General features: G+C 38.6%; 15 protein-coding genes. 12 read left to right on the plus strand and 3 right to left on the minus strand.

Features of this window, described 5'->3' with window-relative positions:
* The first annotated feature begins 1 nt into the window (after nucleotide 1).
* The gene (locus BLV53_RS13490; RefSeq protein ID WP_090301761.1) at nucleotides 2-1,030 is read left to right on the plus strand and encodes a LacI family DNA-binding transcriptional regulator; all 1,029 of its coding nucleotides are present in this window, start codon (nucleotides 2-4) and stop codon (nucleotides 1,028-1,030) included.
* Between the two features lies 1 nt (nucleotide 1,031).
* Here the strand turns inward: BLV53_RS13490 and BLV53_RS13495 are convergent, their stop codons facing one another.
* Nucleotides 1,032-1,991 (minus strand): helix-turn-helix domain-containing protein, encoded by a 960-nt coding sequence (locus tag BLV53_RS13495; protein ID WP_090301763.1) that lies wholly within the window; start codon nucleotides 1,989-1,991, stop codon nucleotides 1,032-1,034.
* Nucleotides 1,992-2,264: 273 nt separating this feature from the next.
* Here BLV53_RS13495 and BLV53_RS13500 point away from each other — a divergent pair, with 273 nt between their 5' ends.
* The 10 genes from BLV53_RS13500 to BLV53_RS13545 all read left to right on the plus strand — a co-directional run bounded on the left by BLV53_RS13500 (nucleotide 2,265) and on the right by BLV53_RS13545 (nucleotide 15,286).
* Nucleotides 2,265-3,659 (plus strand): ABC transporter substrate-binding protein, encoded by a 1,395-nt coding sequence (locus BLV53_RS13500; protein ID WP_090301765.1) that lies wholly within the window; start codon nucleotides 2,265-2,267, stop codon nucleotides 3,657-3,659.
* 119 nt (nucleotides 3,660-3,778) lie between these two features.
* Entirely contained in the window at nucleotides 3,779-4,798 is a 1,020-nt protein-coding gene (locus tag BLV53_RS13505) for a carbohydrate ABC transporter permease (RefSeq protein ID WP_090301767.1), read from the plus strand.
* Nucleotides 4,799-4,814: 16 nt separating this feature from the next.
* On the plus strand, nucleotides 4,815-5,663 hold the full coding sequence (locus BLV53_RS13510) for a carbohydrate ABC transporter permease (RefSeq protein WP_090160941.1): 849 nt from the start codon (nucleotides 4,815-4,817) through the stop codon (nucleotides 5,661-5,663).
* 5 nt (nucleotides 5,664-5,668) lie between these two features.
* A complete protein-coding gene (locus BLV53_RS13515; RefSeq protein ID WP_090301769.1) occupies nucleotides 5,669-6,838 on the plus strand; it encodes an AGE family epimerase/isomerase in 1,170 nt (389 codons plus the stop codon).
* A gap of 11 nt (nucleotides 6,839-6,849) precedes the next feature.
* Nucleotides 6,850-8,019 (plus strand): glycoside hydrolase family 130 protein, encoded by a 1,170-nt coding sequence (locus BLV53_RS13520; RefSeq protein WP_090301771.1) that lies wholly within the window; start codon nucleotides 6,850-6,852, stop codon nucleotides 8,017-8,019.
* A 14-nt stretch (nucleotides 8,020-8,033) separates the two neighbouring features.
* Complete coding sequence (locus tag BLV53_RS13525; RefSeq protein ID WP_090301774.1) at nucleotides 8,034-9,056, plus strand: glycoside hydrolase family 130 protein; 1,023 nt, start codon at nucleotides 8,034-8,036, stop codon at nucleotides 9,054-9,056.
* A gap of 30 nt (nucleotides 9,057-9,086) precedes the next feature.
* The gene (locus BLV53_RS13530; protein ID WP_090301776.1) at nucleotides 9,087-10,142 is read left to right on the plus strand and encodes an SGNH/GDSL hydrolase family protein; all 1,056 of its coding nucleotides are present in this window, start codon (nucleotides 9,087-9,089) and stop codon (nucleotides 10,140-10,142) included.
* A 2-nt stretch (nucleotides 10,143-10,144) separates the two neighbouring features.
* Nucleotides 10,145-11,260, plus strand: coding sequence for an SGNH/GDSL hydrolase family protein (locus BLV53_RS13535; RefSeq protein WP_090301778.1), 1,116 nt, complete (start codon nucleotides 10,145-10,147; stop codon nucleotides 11,258-11,260).
* Nucleotides 11,261-11,271: 11 nt separating this feature from the next.
* A complete protein-coding gene (locus BLV53_RS13540; RefSeq protein WP_090301780.1) occupies nucleotides 11,272-13,635 on the plus strand; it encodes a GH1 family beta-glucosidase in 2,364 nt (787 codons plus the stop codon).
* On the plus strand, nucleotides 13,601-15,286 hold the full coding sequence (locus BLV53_RS13545; protein ID WP_090301782.1) for a phospho-sugar mutase: 1,686 nt from the start codon (nucleotides 13,601-13,603) through the stop codon (nucleotides 15,284-15,286). Before BLV53_RS13540 ends, BLV53_RS13545 begins: the two co-directional genes overlap by 35 nt.
* 111 nt (nucleotides 15,287-15,397) lie before the next feature.
* Here the strand turns inward: BLV53_RS13545 and BLV53_RS17080 are convergent, their stop codons facing one another.
* Nucleotides 15,398-15,541 carry a hypothetical protein gene (locus BLV53_RS17080; protein ID WP_170830865.1) on the minus strand — a complete coding sequence of 48 codons (144 nt, stop codon included), beginning with the start codon at nucleotides 15,539-15,541 and terminating at the stop codon, nucleotides 15,398-15,400.
* 231 nt (nucleotides 15,542-15,772) lie between these two features.
* Entirely contained in the window at nucleotides 15,773-16,225 is a 453-nt protein-coding gene (locus tag BLV53_RS13550) for a GAF domain-containing protein (protein ID WP_090301784.1), read from the minus strand.
* 99 nt (nucleotides 16,226-16,324) lie between these two features.
* On the opposite strand from BLV53_RS13550, the gene BLV53_RS13555 reads away from it, so the two are divergent.
* A complete protein-coding gene (locus BLV53_RS13555) occupies nucleotides 16,325-16,783 on the plus strand; it encodes an NUDIX hydrolase (RefSeq protein WP_090301786.1) in 459 nt (152 codons plus the stop codon).
* The last annotated feature ends 31 nt before the right edge of the window (nucleotides 16,784-16,814 follow it).

The raw sequence follows: 16,814 nt of genomic DNA on the forward strand, positions 1-16,814 counted from the left end.
AATGGCGAAAAGTGTAAAATTATCTGACATTGCCGGGCAGCTTGGCGTCAGTGCAGTTACGGTGTCTAAGGCACTTTCAGGGCAGAAGGGCGTAAGCGACGAGATGCGAGAAAAGATTGTTAAGCTGGCTAATGAACTGGGATATAAGCAGCCATCTGCCAACAAACAGTCCTCTGTTGCTTCAAAAAGCTACAATATTGCAGTGCTTATTCATGAAAGATATTTGGATAAATACGATTCATTCTATCTGCGTTTGTATCAAAGCATAGCGGCTAATGCTGCTACAGTGGGCAGTTTTACACTTATGGAAGTTATTTCCTACGAAGCTGAGAAGAATTGTTCTATGCCTCTTGTGGTGCAGGAGAATAAGGCCGACGGAATTATTGTGCTTGGAAAGTATTCTAAGAATTACATCAAAGAGCTAAACGGATACTTTGGGCAGCTGCCATATGTATATCTGGATAATAGTGATGTTAGCATAGATGTAGATTGCGTTATTTCTGACAGCTTTTATGGAGCTTATTACCTTACTAATTATCTGTTTGAAATGGGTCATACCCAAATCGGATTTATGGGAAATATTATGGGCACCAGTTCAATAACTGATAGATATCTGGGCTTTTTAAAGTCTATGATGGAACACGAACAGAAGATTATAGATGAATGGATTATAGATGATAGAAAGATGGATACTGGAATCATGTATTCATGTGAGGAGCTAAAGCTGCCTAGAGTGTTGCCAACTGCATTCGTATGTAACTGCGATCTGGCGGCCAGCACTCTAATCAGGAGATTAGAGGATGACGGCTATAAAGTTCCTGAGGATTTTTCTGTAGTTGGTTATGATAATTTCCTTTATCCAGGGCTTTGTGATGTTCCTCTCACCACTTATGAGGTTGATATTCAGGAGATGGCGAGAGAAAGCATACAAATATTGACAAAAAAGCTGTCTGGCGAAGAATATAAAAAGGGAACTCACATTATCGAAGGACGAATAGTCATTCGTGATAGTGTAAAGAAAATTAAATAATCTAAAACAAAAAGGAATCTGGAATAGAATCCCCTAATTGTATGTGGTGCTGGCGATACTTCAATGGAGTATCGCCAGTTTCTTTTTTGAACTGATTTATAAAGTGGGTCGTGTTTGGTATGCCCACAGCATTTCCTATTTCTACTATCGTATTTTCGGTATCTAAAAGCAGTTCTTTGGCTTTTGACATTCTAACGGTGTTTAGATATTTTAATGGGGCTATATTATAGGTATTGGAAAAATCTCTACATAGTCTGTATTTGTTAAGCCCCAGCTCTTCCTGAAGAGAATCAAGAGTGTGAGCCTCCTGATATCTGGTGTCCAGGATTTTTTTAAGTCTGGTTACATGGTTGCTGGCGTTATGAACACCGGTGATGGTGGTGTCTTGTACATTTAAAAGACGTACAAATACATATTGAAATAACAGAGATTGTCTAAAAAGTCCCATCCTGGTTTCTTCTGTCAGTAGATAGTCTATCTTTGAAAGTGAATTGATAATAAATGAATGCATATCGAAATCCTTGTGAAAAGAATGGATATTTTCAGGATTCTTCATCAGAGATTGCATATAGGAATCCACTGCCAGGCCAGAAACAAAATAGGTGTGTATGGTGGTGTCCTTACTGAAGGATTTAATATTATAAATAGAATCTTTGTAACAAATAAAAACCAGATGTGTTTCTCCGATATAGCTTTCTGCTTCGGTCTCTATCTGAATGCGACCTTCGCTAATATAACCGCACATATAATAATCCCCTGTCTGGATGTCGGCATCTATATTACGATCAAAATGGAGCACTCCGCCATAAGATATATAAGGCAACACATCATTTTCATAGGATTGTTGGTTTTCAAAGAAATTATTAATATCCAGGCAGGAAGGCAGACTATCATTTAAAGATAGAGGCTTATTAAAATGAAAATGTTCTGAAATAAAATCTGATTTACTCAAGGTATTCATAGTACTCTCCTTAAAATTAATCAAACTAAAAGGTAAAAATTAAGTAAATTAATCACTTGGAACTTAAATTAATCTCTAAAATTAGGTTTTTGTGTGGTTAATATTAACAAATAGAGCAAAATAAAACCATCAAATGTCACAAAAAAGCCCTATAAATCAAAAATGAATGATTTATAGCAATAATAATAGATGACTAAAATATAAATGTCAATATAATTAAATTAAACCAATTGAAAAGCGAAACGCTTTTAGGGACAAGGAGGTAAGAAGAAATTGAAAAGGAAAAAAGTATTGGCACTTGCTCTTGCATCAACGATGCTTGTAGCGATGATGGGGTGCGGAAACACATCTGAAAGCAGCAATTCAGGCGCTTCAGAAAACGAAGGAGCAGCAGATCTAACATCATATGAAGATATCGTCCTCGGCGAGGATTTTACAGATCTAGAAGCTACAATCACAATGTTCAACAACAGAACAGACTTAGACTCAGACGATTACGGCGGAGTTACATGGAAGGAATACCTTGCAGCATTTAACGAGGTATATCCAAACATCACAGTAAAAATTACAACAGATACAAACTACGCAGATGATGCACTTACACATTTGCAGTCTGGTGATTACGAGACAATCATGGGCATCCCAGCAATTGATAGCGCAGACTTTAGCACATATTTCATCTCATACGGTGATTTAGAGACTATGTCAAAGCAAATCAATTATGCAGATGAGAAGATGTATCAGCAGGAAGTATACGGTGTACCTTTCACAGCAACTACACAGGGTATTGTTTATAACAAGAAAGTATTTGCAGATGCAGGAATCACTGAAACACCAAAGACTCCAGATGAGTTTATCGATGCATTAAAGCAGATTAAAGAAAACACAGATGCTATTCCTCTTTATACAAACTACGCAGCAGGATGGACAATGGGTGTTTGGGATATGTACACAGGTGTTAGTGCTACAGGTGATGAGGAATATGCAAATCAGAAGCTTCTTCACACAAAGGATCCTTTCAAGGATTATGGCGACAACACTCATCCATACTCAGTTTACAAGATTCTCTACGATGCAGTAGCTGAAGGTCTTACAGAGGACGATTATACCACTACAGATTGGGAAGGCTGCAAGGGTATGATGAACAACGGCGAAATCGCTTGTATGGTACTTGGTTCTTGGGCAGTACCTCAGATGAAGGCAGCTGGTCCAAATGTTGATGATATCGGATACATGGCATTTCCAATCACAATTGATGGAAAGCAGTACGCAAAGGCAGGCGCTGACTATTGCTTCGGTATCAATGTAAATGCACCAACAGATGAGCAGCAGGCAGCTTTAGTATTTGTTAAGTGGATGGCTGAGGAATCAGGATATTCATACAACGAGGATGGACTTCCAGTTGCAACAAAGAATACTGAGACAAAGCTTTCTTTCGATGGTGTAGATTTCATCGACGATGCTCCATCAATTGATGGCGAAGAGGATTTATTAAACGAGCTTAATGCAGAATCAGAGCTTAACGTTAACAATGGTGGTGACAGAAAGATTCAGGAGCTTATCGAGCATGCATCAATCGGTGATATGACATTTGATGAGATTATGGATTCATGGAATCAGCTTTGGACAGATGCACAGGATGTTTGTGGTGCAGAAATTCAGTATTAATCAGTATCTATAAACAGTTTAACAGTCAAAAAACAGTATTTTAAGCAGTTTTTACTCGGGAGAGCTTAAGCTTCTTGGGCTCTCCCAAGTTTATCTAAAAGAGTTGGGAGGAATTATTTATGGCGACCGCGCTGGAAAATTCGAAAAAGTGGATAAGAAGTAGGAAGGGGCAACAGGTGTTAATTTGTGTTGGCTTTACGGTCATTCCTCTGTTATTGCTCTTCGTATTTACGTATCTGCCTTTTGGACAAATGGTAAAATTCAGTTTTTATAAAATGAAGTATTCCACTCCAGTCGATAAAAGAGTTTTCGTTGGATGGAAGAACTATATTGATGTATTTAACAGAAAAGACTGTTTCGGAGCATTAAAGCTTAGCCTTTATTACTGCTTTGGTGCAATCATGCAGCTTGTTCTATCACTTTATTTAGCAACAGTTCTTTCATTTAAGGTAAAGGGCGGCAATATCTTTAAGGGACTTATGTTTTTCCCTTATCTGATTAGTGGTATTGCTATCGGTTTTATTTTCAAATTTTTCTACACCAGAGGTTTTGTGTTAGACACATTACTTGCTGGCCTTGGTATTAATTTAGAAAGTCTTCCATATTGGTTGAAGGATCAGAAAGTAAATAACTGGTCGTTGGTAGCAACATCAGTATGGCGTTATTTCGGACAGAATATGGTCCTCTTTATTGGAGCTATTATGTCTGTAGATGCAGAACTGTATGAGGCCGCTCAACTAGATGGTGCAAATAGATTTCAGCAGTTTAAAAATATTATTCTGCCAAGTATTAAAACAATTGTTACATTAAACATTATTCTTTCTATTACCGGTTCATTATCAGCATTTGAGCAGCCATATGTTATTACAAATGGTGCAAATGGAACTGGAACATATTTCGTAGTAATGAATGAAATTGCTCACACAAGCCAGAAGGTAGGACTTGCAAGTGCAATGGCGGTAGTACTTCTGATGATTATTTTTGGATGTACGATTCTTCAGAAGCTGTTCTTTAAGTACATATTCAGAGATGCAAACAGCGAGGACGAGTCATATGCAGCAAAGAGAGCAAAGCAGAAGGCTCAGAAGAAGGCTGACAAAGAATCAAAAAAGGCTCTTAGAGCTGTAAAGGCAGCGTAATAGAGGTGAATAAATAATGAAAAGAAAACAAATTAATCTATCTACATTAGTTATTAACATAATCAAATATTTTTCATTGGTATTCTTTGGTTTTGTGGCTGTTGTACCGGTAATTTCCTGTGTTATAACCGCTTTCAAAACATCAGAGGAATATCAGAATACAAATGTTATGACATTGCCAGAAAACTGGCTGAATTTTGATAACTTTATAAAAGCTTTTACGACAGCAAACATGGGCAGAGCATTCATAAACTCCCTCATTGTAATGATTTGTGTGTTATTCGTATCAATTATCGTGGGAACACAGCTTGCTTATGTACTGAATAGATTTAAGTTCCCAGGAAATACTCTCATCAGAAATCTGTTCTTGTTTGCTTCACTTCTCCCCGGTGTAGCTATGCAGGTGACGGTTTACAACATCATGTCGTCACTTGGATTTATCAATCACCTGTATGGTTACATAATTATGATGTGTGGTACAGATGTAATATCTATCTACATTTTCATACAGTTTATGGAAAACATTCCAGTTTCCCTTGATGAGTCGGCAATCATTGATGGAGCAAACTACTGGACTATCTACTGGAAAATAATGCTTCCACTATTAAAGCCAGCTATCATCACATCCTGCATCCTAAAGGGTGTTGGTGTTTACAACGAATATTACGCAGCTAACCTTTATCTTCAGGATAAGGATTTGCACACAATAGCAACATCCCTATACACCTTCGTAGGTCCTATGGGAAGCCAGTACAACCTTATTTGTGCCGGTGTGTTAATTTCCTTACTGCCAGCTCTTATTGTATTCATCATTTTCCAGAAGCAGATATATAGTGGTATCACAGCAGGTGCTGTAAAGGGGTAGTAGTAATGTTTGTAGAAGAAATAAAAAAGGAATTATTAGAGAATATTATTCCCTTTTGGAAAGGGATGGAAGACAAAAGCCATGGAGGCTTTTATGGATACTTAGATTATGATCTAAAGTTAGATAAGCAAGCGGAAAAAGGATGCATTTTAAATAGTAGAATTACCTGGTTTTTTGCCAATGCTTATCTAATTACAAAGGATGAAAGCCTTCTTTTATATGCGAAGCATGGATACACTTTCATGAAGGAAAAATGCTTTGATAAGGAATATCCAGGAGTGTTTTGGTCGGTGGATTATCAGGGAAATCCTGTGGATACCACAAAACATACCTACAATCAGGCATTTGCTATTTACGCACTTTGTGCATATTTTGAAGCTTCAAATGATGTGGAAGCATTGGAGCTTGCCTATGAATTATTCCATGTGATCGAGGATTATTGTACAGATGATTACGGATATTTAGAGGCATTCAAGAGGGATTTTTCGCCTGAATCAAATGAAAAGCTTTCTGAAAATGGTGTCATAGCAGAAAAGACTATGAACACACTGTTACATGTACTTGAGGCGTACACCCAGCTTTACAAGGTTTCAAAAGACGATAAGGTACGTCAAAAGCTGTATCGCATTTGCGATATTATCAAAAATAAGGTTTACAACCCTAGCCTGAAAAGGCAGGAAGTATTTTTTGATAAGAAGTACAACAGTATTTTAGATTTACATTCCTATGGTCATGATATAGAGACTGCATGGCTGGTGGATAGAGCACTTGAGGTTTTGGATGATGTTGAAGTTAGCAATTCGATTAGCCCTATCACTGAGGCACTTACAGAGCAGACTTTCAAGGTGGCTTTTGATGGTCACTCGTTTGCTAACGAATGTGAAAAGGGTGTTGTCAATAATCATCGTGTGTGGTGGGTACAGGCTGAAGCAATCGTTGGATTTATCAATGGTTGGCAAAAGAATAAATCAGATGAGAAATACCTTTTGGCAGCAAAATCCATATGGGAATTTATAAAAACATATGTGGTAGATAAACGAGAAGGTTCAGAGTGGTACTGGGAAGTGGATGAAAATGGAAAGCCATATGAAGGCAGACCAATCGTGGAGCCATGGAAATGTCCATATCACAACGGCCGCATGTGTTTTGAAGTAATATATAGATTAAGCGAGTAGGAGATATATCAATGTTACATGAGCGCTATTTTGTAGAAAAGGAAAAGCAGGACAAGCTTCTTTCAAAAAAGAATGTAAAGTCAGATTTTTATAATGGTATTTATGATCGCTACGTATATCCGGTATTAACCAGAGAACATATTCCTCTTACCTGGAGATACGATTTGAATCCAGATACAAATCCATATTTTATGGAGAGACTGGGCATCAATGCAGTGATGAATTCGGGAGCCATTTATTTAAACGGAAAATATTATCTGGTTGCCCGTATTGAAGGAAATGACAGAAAGTCATTTTTCGGAGTAGCCGAAAGCGATAACGGCATAGATGGGTTCAAATTCTGGGATTACCCAATTCTTTTAGATGATGTGTGCCCTGAGGAGACTAATGTGTACGATATGCGTCTCACTCAGCACGAGGATGGATATATTTACGGTGTGTTCTGCTCTGAGAGCAAGGATACTTCTGTTAATGATTTATCTGCAGCTGTTGCTGCGGCAGGAATTGTCCGCACTAAGGATTTGAAGAACTGGGAGCGACTTGACAATCTTACAACACTTAGAAGCCCACAGCAGAGAAATGTAGTGCTTCACCCTGAGTTTGTAGATGGAAAGTATGCATTTTATACACGTCCAATGGACGATTTCATCGAGACAGGAAGCGGTGGCGGAGTTGGTTTTGGTTTGTGTGAGGATATCACACATGCTGTTATCGATGAGGAAAAGATGACCAGCCTTAGAAAATATCACACTATTACAGAGGCTAAAAATGGTGCCGGAGCTACTCCTATTAAGACAGATAAGGGCTGGATTCATATTGCTCACGGTGTTAGAAACACTGCAGCTGGACTTCGCTATGTTATATATGCATTTGCCACAGATTTAAATGATCCTTCAAAGGTTATTGCTGAGCCATCTGGTTTATTAATCGGACCTAGAGGGGAAGAGCGTGTAGGAGATGTATCAAATGTAGTATTTACAAATGGTGCAATCGTCAATGAAAACAATGAAGTATTTATTTATTACGCATCCAGCGACACAAGAATGCATGTAGCTACTACTACAATTGATAAATTAAAGGATTATGTGTTTAACACACCATCTGATCCGGGTCGTTCAGTGGAGTGTGTTGCACAAAGATGTGAATTAATCAGAAAAAATCTTGAGTTTTTAAATAGATAACGGAGGAAACATAAATGTCAAAGTACACAATGATCAGCCCTGAGGTACCAAATGTTCCATGGCAGGACAAGCCAGCTAATTTAGTTGGTGCGCCAATCTGGAGATATGATAAAAATCCTATTATCGGACGTAATCCACTTGAGGGTGTTGCTAGAATATTCAACAGTGCAGTAATGCCATATGGCGATGAGTTTATCGGTGTGTTCAGAGGTGAGCAGACAAATGGTATTCCATACATTTATCTTGGCCATAGCAAGGATGGTATTAATTGGACTTTCGAGACTGAAAAGATTCCATTTGTGGATGAAGAAGGAAATTCTTTCATGCCAAAGTATGCTTATGACCCTCGTCTTGTAAAGGTAGAGGATGCATACTATATCATTTGGTGCCAGGATTTTTATGGAGCATCTATTGGTATTGCAAAGACAACAGATTTCAAGACCTTTGTGAGACTTGAAAACCCATTTATCCCATTTAACAGAAATGCTGTTTTATTCCCAAGAAAGATTAATGGCAATTATGTAATGCTTTCACGTCCATCTGACAGCGGACACACACCATTCGGTGATATTTTCCTTAGCGAAAGCCCAGACCTTGTATATTGGGGAAAGCATAGACATGTAATGGGTAGAAATGATAAGTGGTGGCAGTCATTAAAGATTGGTGGCGGTGCAGCTCCAATCGAAACATCTGAAGGCTGGTTGCTTTTCTATCATGGTGTTACAGGAACCTGTAATGGATATGTATATTCAATCGGTGGAGCTATTCTTGATATTGATAATCCTTCAAAGGTTAAGTATCGTTGTGAGAATTTCCTTCTCACTCCAGAAGAGTGGTATGAAGAGCGCGGATTTGTTCCAAATGTTTGTTTCCCATGTGCAACAATACATGATTCAAAGACAGGCAAGATTGCTCTTTACTACGGAGCTGCAGATAGCTATGTAGGTCTCGCATTTACAAATCTTGATGAGATTATTGATTACATCAAGGACCACAGCGTTGTAACAGAAGAAGATACCGAAATCGGTATAAGATAGTTGAATGATATACAAGGGAAGGTAAATGTTATGTTTATTAAGTTTGATGATGAGTTCTTGGATTATAGCGGAAGGGTTGATTATGAAACTGATAAAACAATATTTATCTTCCCTTGTTCTTATGTAAGGGTGAAATTTAAAGGAAGTAGTCTGAAGGCGATAGTAGATAACAAAAATGCCTACTGGGATAACTATCTTGGAATTATTGTCGATGGCAAACAGTCCAAGGTAAAGCTTTCGAATGATGAGGGCAAGCAGACAGTAACCCTGGTCGAGGATGAAGAGGCAAATCTCCATGAGGTGATGCTCTTTAAGAGGCAGGATAGCTGTCATCAGGTTGGATTTTATGGTTTTGAGTTGGATGATGATGGAATTCTATTGGAACCACCTGAGAAGCCTCAAGGGAAAATAGAGGTGTATGGAGATAGTGTTTCAGCAGGAGAGGTATCTGAGGCCTATGATTTTGTGGGAAAACCTGACCCAGGTTGGCATCAGGGGGAGCTTTCAAACAGTTATTATTCCTATGCCTGGCTTACTGCCAGAAAGCTAAATGCTCAGATACATGATATTGCTCAGGGAGGAATAGCACTTATAGATGATACCGGATGGTTTAACGAACCAAATTACATAGGTATGGAGTCTGTATACGATAAAGTGCGATATAATCCCGCCATTGGAGAGTCTTCTAAATGGGATTTTAGTAAATATACACCTGATGTCGTCATAGTGGCTATAGGTCAAAACGACAGTCATCCAGATGATTATATGGCAAAGGATTACCACTGTAGTCAGGCTAAAAACTGGAGAGAACATTATCGTAAATTCGTATTAAATTTGAAAACAATTTATCCCGATGTCCATATAGTTTTGTGCACAACTATTTTGGAGCATCATAAAAACTGGGATATTTCTATAGATGAAGTCTGTAATGAGATTGCAGACGACAAGATACATCATTTTCTTTTTGAAAATAACGGCTCAGGTACACCGGGACATATCAGAAAGCAGGAGGCTGAAAAAATGTCAGATCAGCTTGCGGCATATATTGAAAGCCTTGGTATACCAAGCTTAAGAAGAGGCAAATAAAGATGAAAGAATACATTAATTACAAAGAAAGTATATGTAATAAAGGCAATCTTTTCAGATTAAAGCGTGTGATGAAGAAAGCTAACGCAAAGGAAGAGATTACTATTGGTTTTATTGGTGGTTCTATCACACAGGGCTCATTAGCTTCAGCAGATGATAAATGCTATGCATGGAAGGTTTTTGAGTGGTGGAAGGAGATTTTTAAAGATACCAGCTTCAAATATGTAAATGCAGGAATTGGAGGGACAACCTCTCATTTTGGGGCAGCAAGAGTTGAGGCCGATTTGCTTAATGCTAAGCCTGATTTAGTATTTGTGGAGTTTTCAGTAAATGATGATAGTAATGAGCATTTTCTAGAAACCTACGAAGGCCTTGTGAGACATATTTATAGAAGCGGGAGTGCTCCGGCTGTAGTGCTTATAAGCAATGTTTTTTATGATACAGGAGCAAATGCTCAGCTTCAGCATTCAAAGGTGGCCCGTTTCTATGAACTTCCACTTATCAGTATGCAAAGTGCCATTTATCCTGCTGTCAGAGATGGGAAAATCGCAGTAAGAGATATTACTCCTGATGATTTACATCCTAATGATATGGGCCATGAGCTTGTTGCATCGGTGGTTAGATTTTTCCTGGATAGAACATTACAGGAGGTTCTTATAGGAGAGCAGCCAGCTTTTGAGAACGATAGTCTGCCGGCTCCTATAACAGAAAATACCTACGAAAATGCAATCAGAGTGGACAATAGAACATATGAGGCCAGCTGTCAGGGCTTTATTAAAGATGAAAGTGAACAACAGGATATTACAGATTGCTTTAAAAATGGATGGCTTCTCAGCGAAGGTGAGGGAAGGATAGCATTTGAAGTGGAATGTACTGGTGCAGCTATTCAATACCGCAAATACGTATCGAAGAATGCACCTGTAGCTGAAGTTTTTATTGATGGCAAGCCTGTTACAGAACTTGATGCAAATTTCGATGAAAGCTGGGGTGACAAGCTGGAGCTTGAGACACTGTTTGAGCATTGTGAATACAGTAATTACAAGATAGAAGTAGCTATAAAAGACGGTAATAAAGTGAAGAATCCATTTAATTTGGTTTCGGTAATTTTGGCTAGATAGGAAGTGAAAGTATGTTTAAAAAGGATTTTGTGTGGGGTGTTGCCAGCAGTGCATACCAGGTAGAAGGTACAGACCCTAACGATGGCAGAGGCGAAATGATTTGGGATGATTTCCTGGCTGAGGGAAAGGGCTATGCCAACCAGACTGCAGAAATTTCATGTGATCATATGCATAGATATAAAGATGACTATGCTCTTATGAAAAATATGGGAATAAAGGCATATCGATTTTCTCTTAACTGGTCAAGAATCTTGCCAGATGGGACTGGCCGGGTAAATCAAAAAGCCATTGATATGTATAGAGATATGATACTTACCATGAAAGAGGATGGAATTGAGCCTTATATCACACTGTTTCATTGGGAATTTCCAAAAGCTTTGTATCACAAAGGTGGCTGGCTGAATTTAGAGGTGGTTGAATGGTTTGGAGAATATGCAAAGGTTGTTGCTGAAAATTTTTCAGATATCTGTACAAACTTCATCACCTTTAACGAACCACAGTGTGTAGTTCTTTTAGGACATATGACAGGTGAACATGCCCCTGGAATCAAAGTATCTATTAGGGATTCATTCCTTATCGCACATAATCTTCTCAAAGCACATGGTGCTGGTGTTATCAATCTTAGAAAATACGCAAAGCAGGAAATCAAAATCGGATTTGCTCCTACAGGTGGGGTGGCATATCCATATACCGACTCAAAAGAAGATATTGAGGCTGCAAAAAAAGTATACTTTGGTTTTGAAAATCCTATAGAAAGATGGGCTTGGAATGTATCCTGGTTCTCAGATCCTGTTTTCCTTGGGCACTATCCTGAGGAGGGACTTAAAAAATATGCAAAATATCTTCCTGAAATCACTGAAGAGGACATGGAGCTTATCCACCAGAAGATAGATTTTATGGGGCAGAACATCTACAACGGCTATTACATTAGATGTGGTGAGGATGGAAAGCCTGAATATGTGGAGCGTGAGGTGGGAAGCCCTGTAACCGCCGTAAATTGGCCAATTACACCAAAGGCATTCTATTACGGAATCAAGTTTTTAACTGAAAGATATAACTATCCTTTGTACATTACTGAAAATGGAATGGCATGCCACGATAACATTTCTATCGATGGAAGAGTTCATGACTACGACAGAATTACATTTTTGGATGAATATATCAGTGAAATGCAGCGTGCCATCGATGAAGGAGCCAATGTAAAGGGATATTTCTGTTGGACATTCTTAGATAATCTTGAATGGGATAAGGGCTATAAAGAGCGCTTTGGACTTGTGTATGTGGATTATCACAATCAGCGTAGAATAGTAAAAGACTCTGGATATTGGTACAAGAAGCTTATAGAAACAAACGGAATGAGTCTCTCCGTAAATACGATAAATAAGGAAATCCTGTTTTTAGAGCCAGTGTGCACTCACAATATTTGGGGCGGTACAAAGCTTCATGATGATTTTGGCTACAAGGAAGAGGGATCCGACGTTGGAGAGTGCTGGGGAATTTCAGCTCATCCTAACGGAGACGGGTCAAACAAATATGGCGCCTTTGAAGGCAAAAAGCTCTCTGAGCTTTGGGAAAAGCATCCTGAAGTGTTTGGAAATCTTGATTTAGACAGATTCCCGCTTTTGGTAAAGCTTATTGATGCTAGAGATGACCTGAGTATTCAGGTGCACCCAGATGATAGCTATGCCAAGGTCCATGAGAATGGAAGCTTTGGAAAAACTGAATGCTGGTATGTACTTGACTGCCCAGAGGATGCAAGTCTTGTAATAGGCCACAATGCTTCTTCAAAGGAAGAATTGGTTCAGATGATAGAAGAGGGCAAGTGGAGTGATTTGATCAGAGAAATCCCTGTGAAAAAGGGTGATTTTATCCAGATTGATCCAGGCACAGTACATGCTATAAAGGGTGGACTTCTCATATTAGAAACCCAGCAGAATAGCGATATTACATATCGTGTTTACGATTATGACAGAATGTCAAATGGCAAGCCTAGAGAGCTTCACATTAAACAAAGTGAGGACGTTATTACAGTGCCTGCCAAGGATCCTGAAAAATCAGTGATTCATACAGGAAACTCTATTAAAAATGAGCTTGTTCCGCTGTATAGCTGTGATTTCTACAGTGTATTTCATCTTAATCTGGATGGGGATATCTCTTTTAGACAGAAATACCCATTTTTGAATATGACGGTCACAGATGGCAGCGGAATTATTAACGGCCAGCCAATTAAAAAGGGCGATAATTTGATAATCCCTAATGGCTTTGGCAAAGTGGAGATTACAGGTAAATTACAGGCAGTACTTTCTACTGCAGATAAAATAAAGGAAAAGGGTGCGGAAGATGAGTTATATTTCGATTTACGAAGAGTGGTGTAAGAAAGCTACAGAGGATGCTGATGTAGCAGGCGAATTAAAGGCAATCGAAGGTGATGAGGCAAAAATAGAGGATGCTTTCTATAGAAATCTCGCCTTTGGTACAGGCGGTCTTAGAGGAGTAATCGGAGCCGGAACAAACAGAATGAATATTTATACTGTGGCTAAGGCTTCACAGGGACTTGCAAATTATGTATGCGGCAATTTTGCTGAAGATGCAAGAAGAATAGCAGTAAGCTACGATTCCAGAATAAAGGCTGATTTATTTGCAAAAACAGCCGCTTCAGTGTTTGCTGCAAATGGAATCAAGGTATTCATATATCCTGAGTTGATGCCTACACCATGTCTATCTTATGCAGTTAGAGCACTTGAATGTGCTGCAGGAATTATGGTGACAGCATCTCATAATCCCTCTAAATATAATGGATACAAAGTATACGGACCTGACGGATGCCAGATTACAACAGAGGCAGCTGCAGAAATCTTAGCCGAGATTGAAAAGGTAGATGCATTTGAGGATGTAAAAAAGGTTGATTTTGAAGCTGCACTTGAAAATGGTGCCGTTGAATATATCAAGGAAAACGTATATACGGACTTTACTAATGAAGTGTTAGGTCAAAGCCTTGTTGGTGATGAAGAAATTGATAAGAATGTTGCTATTGTATATTCGCCTTTAAATGGTACTGGCTTAAAGCCTGTTACAAGAGCATTAAAGGAGGCTGGTTACACTAACATTACATTAGTTGAGGAGCAGAAAAATCCTGATGGCAATTTCCCAACATGCCCATATCCAAATCCTGAAATAAAAGAGGCTATGGCACTTGGAGTTGAATATGCTAAAAAGAATAATGCAGATTTACTTTTAGCTACTGACCCTGACTGCGACAGAGTAGGTATCGCAGTTAAAAATGCAGAGGGAGAGTATGTGCTTTTATCTGGAAATCAGACAGGTTGCCTGCTTCTTGATTACGTATGCTCAATGCGTGTAAAAAATGGAACAATGCCAGCTGATGCAGAGGTGGTAAAGACTATCGTTACTACTGATTTAGGTGAGCAGATTGCCACAAACTATGGCGTTAAAACAATAAATGTACTTACTGGATTCAAATTTATAGGCGAAGAAATCGGCCGTCTTGAAAAGCAGGGTAAGGATGCTTCCTATATATTTGGCTTTGAGGAAAGCTACGGATATCTGAGCGGTTCATATGTAAGAGACAAGGATGCTGTAGATGGTGCATTCCTTATCTGTGAAATGTTTGCTTATTATAAAACCCGTGGTATAAGCCTGCTTGATAAGCTTGATGAGCTTTATGCAAAATATGGCTATTGCCTAAATACACTTCACTCATACGAGTTTGAAGGCTCTGCTGGTCTTGAGAAAATGCAAGGTATTATGGCTGCAATGAGAAATGAAATGCCAGAAATCGGTGGAATCAAGGTGGTTAAAGTAAATGACTATCTTAAGGGGATTGATGGATTGCCAAAGTCTGATGTAATCAAGTTCTACCTTGAGGGAAATGGTTCTGTAGTTGTGCGTCCATCTGGTACAGAGCCTAAGATGAAGGTGTATGTATCTATCAGTGCAGAAAATGAAGCAGCTGCAAATGCAACAGAAAAAGAAGTGGTAGCTTTTATGGAGCAGCTTCTTAACTAAGATATTACAATATAGAAGAAATTTTCCTATAAAACATATCTCTAAAAGGGTTGAGGCAGGAATAATCATGTGATTATTCCTGCCTCTAAAGGGGTATATGTGGGTGTATTTCTACATCCTATCAAGGTTAGAGTGGAGCATTGGGGCCAACATTTCTGTGAGACCATCCACCTGTGTAGGGAAGGCCCATATAGTGCCCATCATCATCTCCATGGTCATTCGACCGTTTATTACCATAGCAAGGATATTAATCATTTCACCATGTCATGCAGCATGACCTGTTCCAATGTAGAGTACATCATAGTCAAAATTTCCCATCTGATAAACCTACCCTTTCAATGAATACAACTAGGAATACATCTCGCAAAAGATTAATGCATGTAATTCGATTGTGTACTATCAAAATACCATTAGAGCTCGTAAAGGTCAATGGAAGAAATGCGATAATATTATGAAAAAAATGTGTCCTAATATATATTGTGGTTTTTAGAATTCAGTTACACTCTCTAATGTATTTACGAATTCTTCAAGCCCTGCTTTGTCTTCGTCAGTAAATCTGGCAAGTGATGGGCTATCAATGTCTAAGACTCCAACAATCTGTCCATTTTTATGGATTGGTACCACTATTTCAGAATTTGAAGCACTGTCACAGGCAATATGTCCAGGAAATTCATGTACATTTTTAACTAATTGAGTTTTGTCCTCTGCCACAGCTGTGCCACAAACACCTTTTCCAACCTGTATTCTTATGCAGGCAACTTTTCCCTGGAATGGTCCAAGTAAAAGAGAACCATTGTCCATGAGATAAAATCCAGCCCAATTGATATCATCAAGATTGTCATTCAACAGGGCAGAAGCATTTGATAAAACAGGGATATAGTCTGGTTCGTCCTCAGCGAGGGCTTTTAATTGATCTGAAAGTAATTTATAGTTAGTCATAGGTGTAGTCCTTTTCTATTTAGATTATGGCTTATGCCACATCGATTAGTATATAACAGAAAAGAATTGAGTACAATGAATTTTAACAAGGAGTGACTTATGACTCTTACAACTTTAGGATATTTGATAAAGGACAATAAATATTTAATGCTTCACAGGACCAAAAAGGCGCAGGACATCAATTCTGGTAAATACATCGGGGTAGGTGGTCATGTGGAAGAAGGGGAATCTCCTGTTGATTGCATAAAGCGTGAAGTGAAAGAAGAAACCGGTTTGATTCTCAATTCTGCAAGATGCAGAGGGTACATCACATTTGTCATGGGAAAAGAAACAGAACATGCAGTTTTATTTACCAGTGATGACTTTGAGGGAAAGCTAGTGGAGGAGTGCCCTGAAGGGGACCTTTCTTGGGTGGACATGGATAAAGTGATGGAGCTTAACCTATGGCCTGGTGATAGAGTTTTTCTAAAAATGCTTGAAGAACGGGAGGATTTTTTCACCTTAAAGCTTATTTATGATGAGGATGATAATCTGATAGATACTATTGTAAATGGTTAGACTGAAATATATCGAGTAAAAATACATAGTG

The sequence above is a fragment of the Pseudobutyrivibrio sp. ACV-2 genome (genome assembly GCF_900107545.1).
Classification (GTDB): domain Bacteria; phylum Bacillota; class Clostridia; order Lachnospirales; family Lachnospiraceae; genus Pseudobutyrivibrio.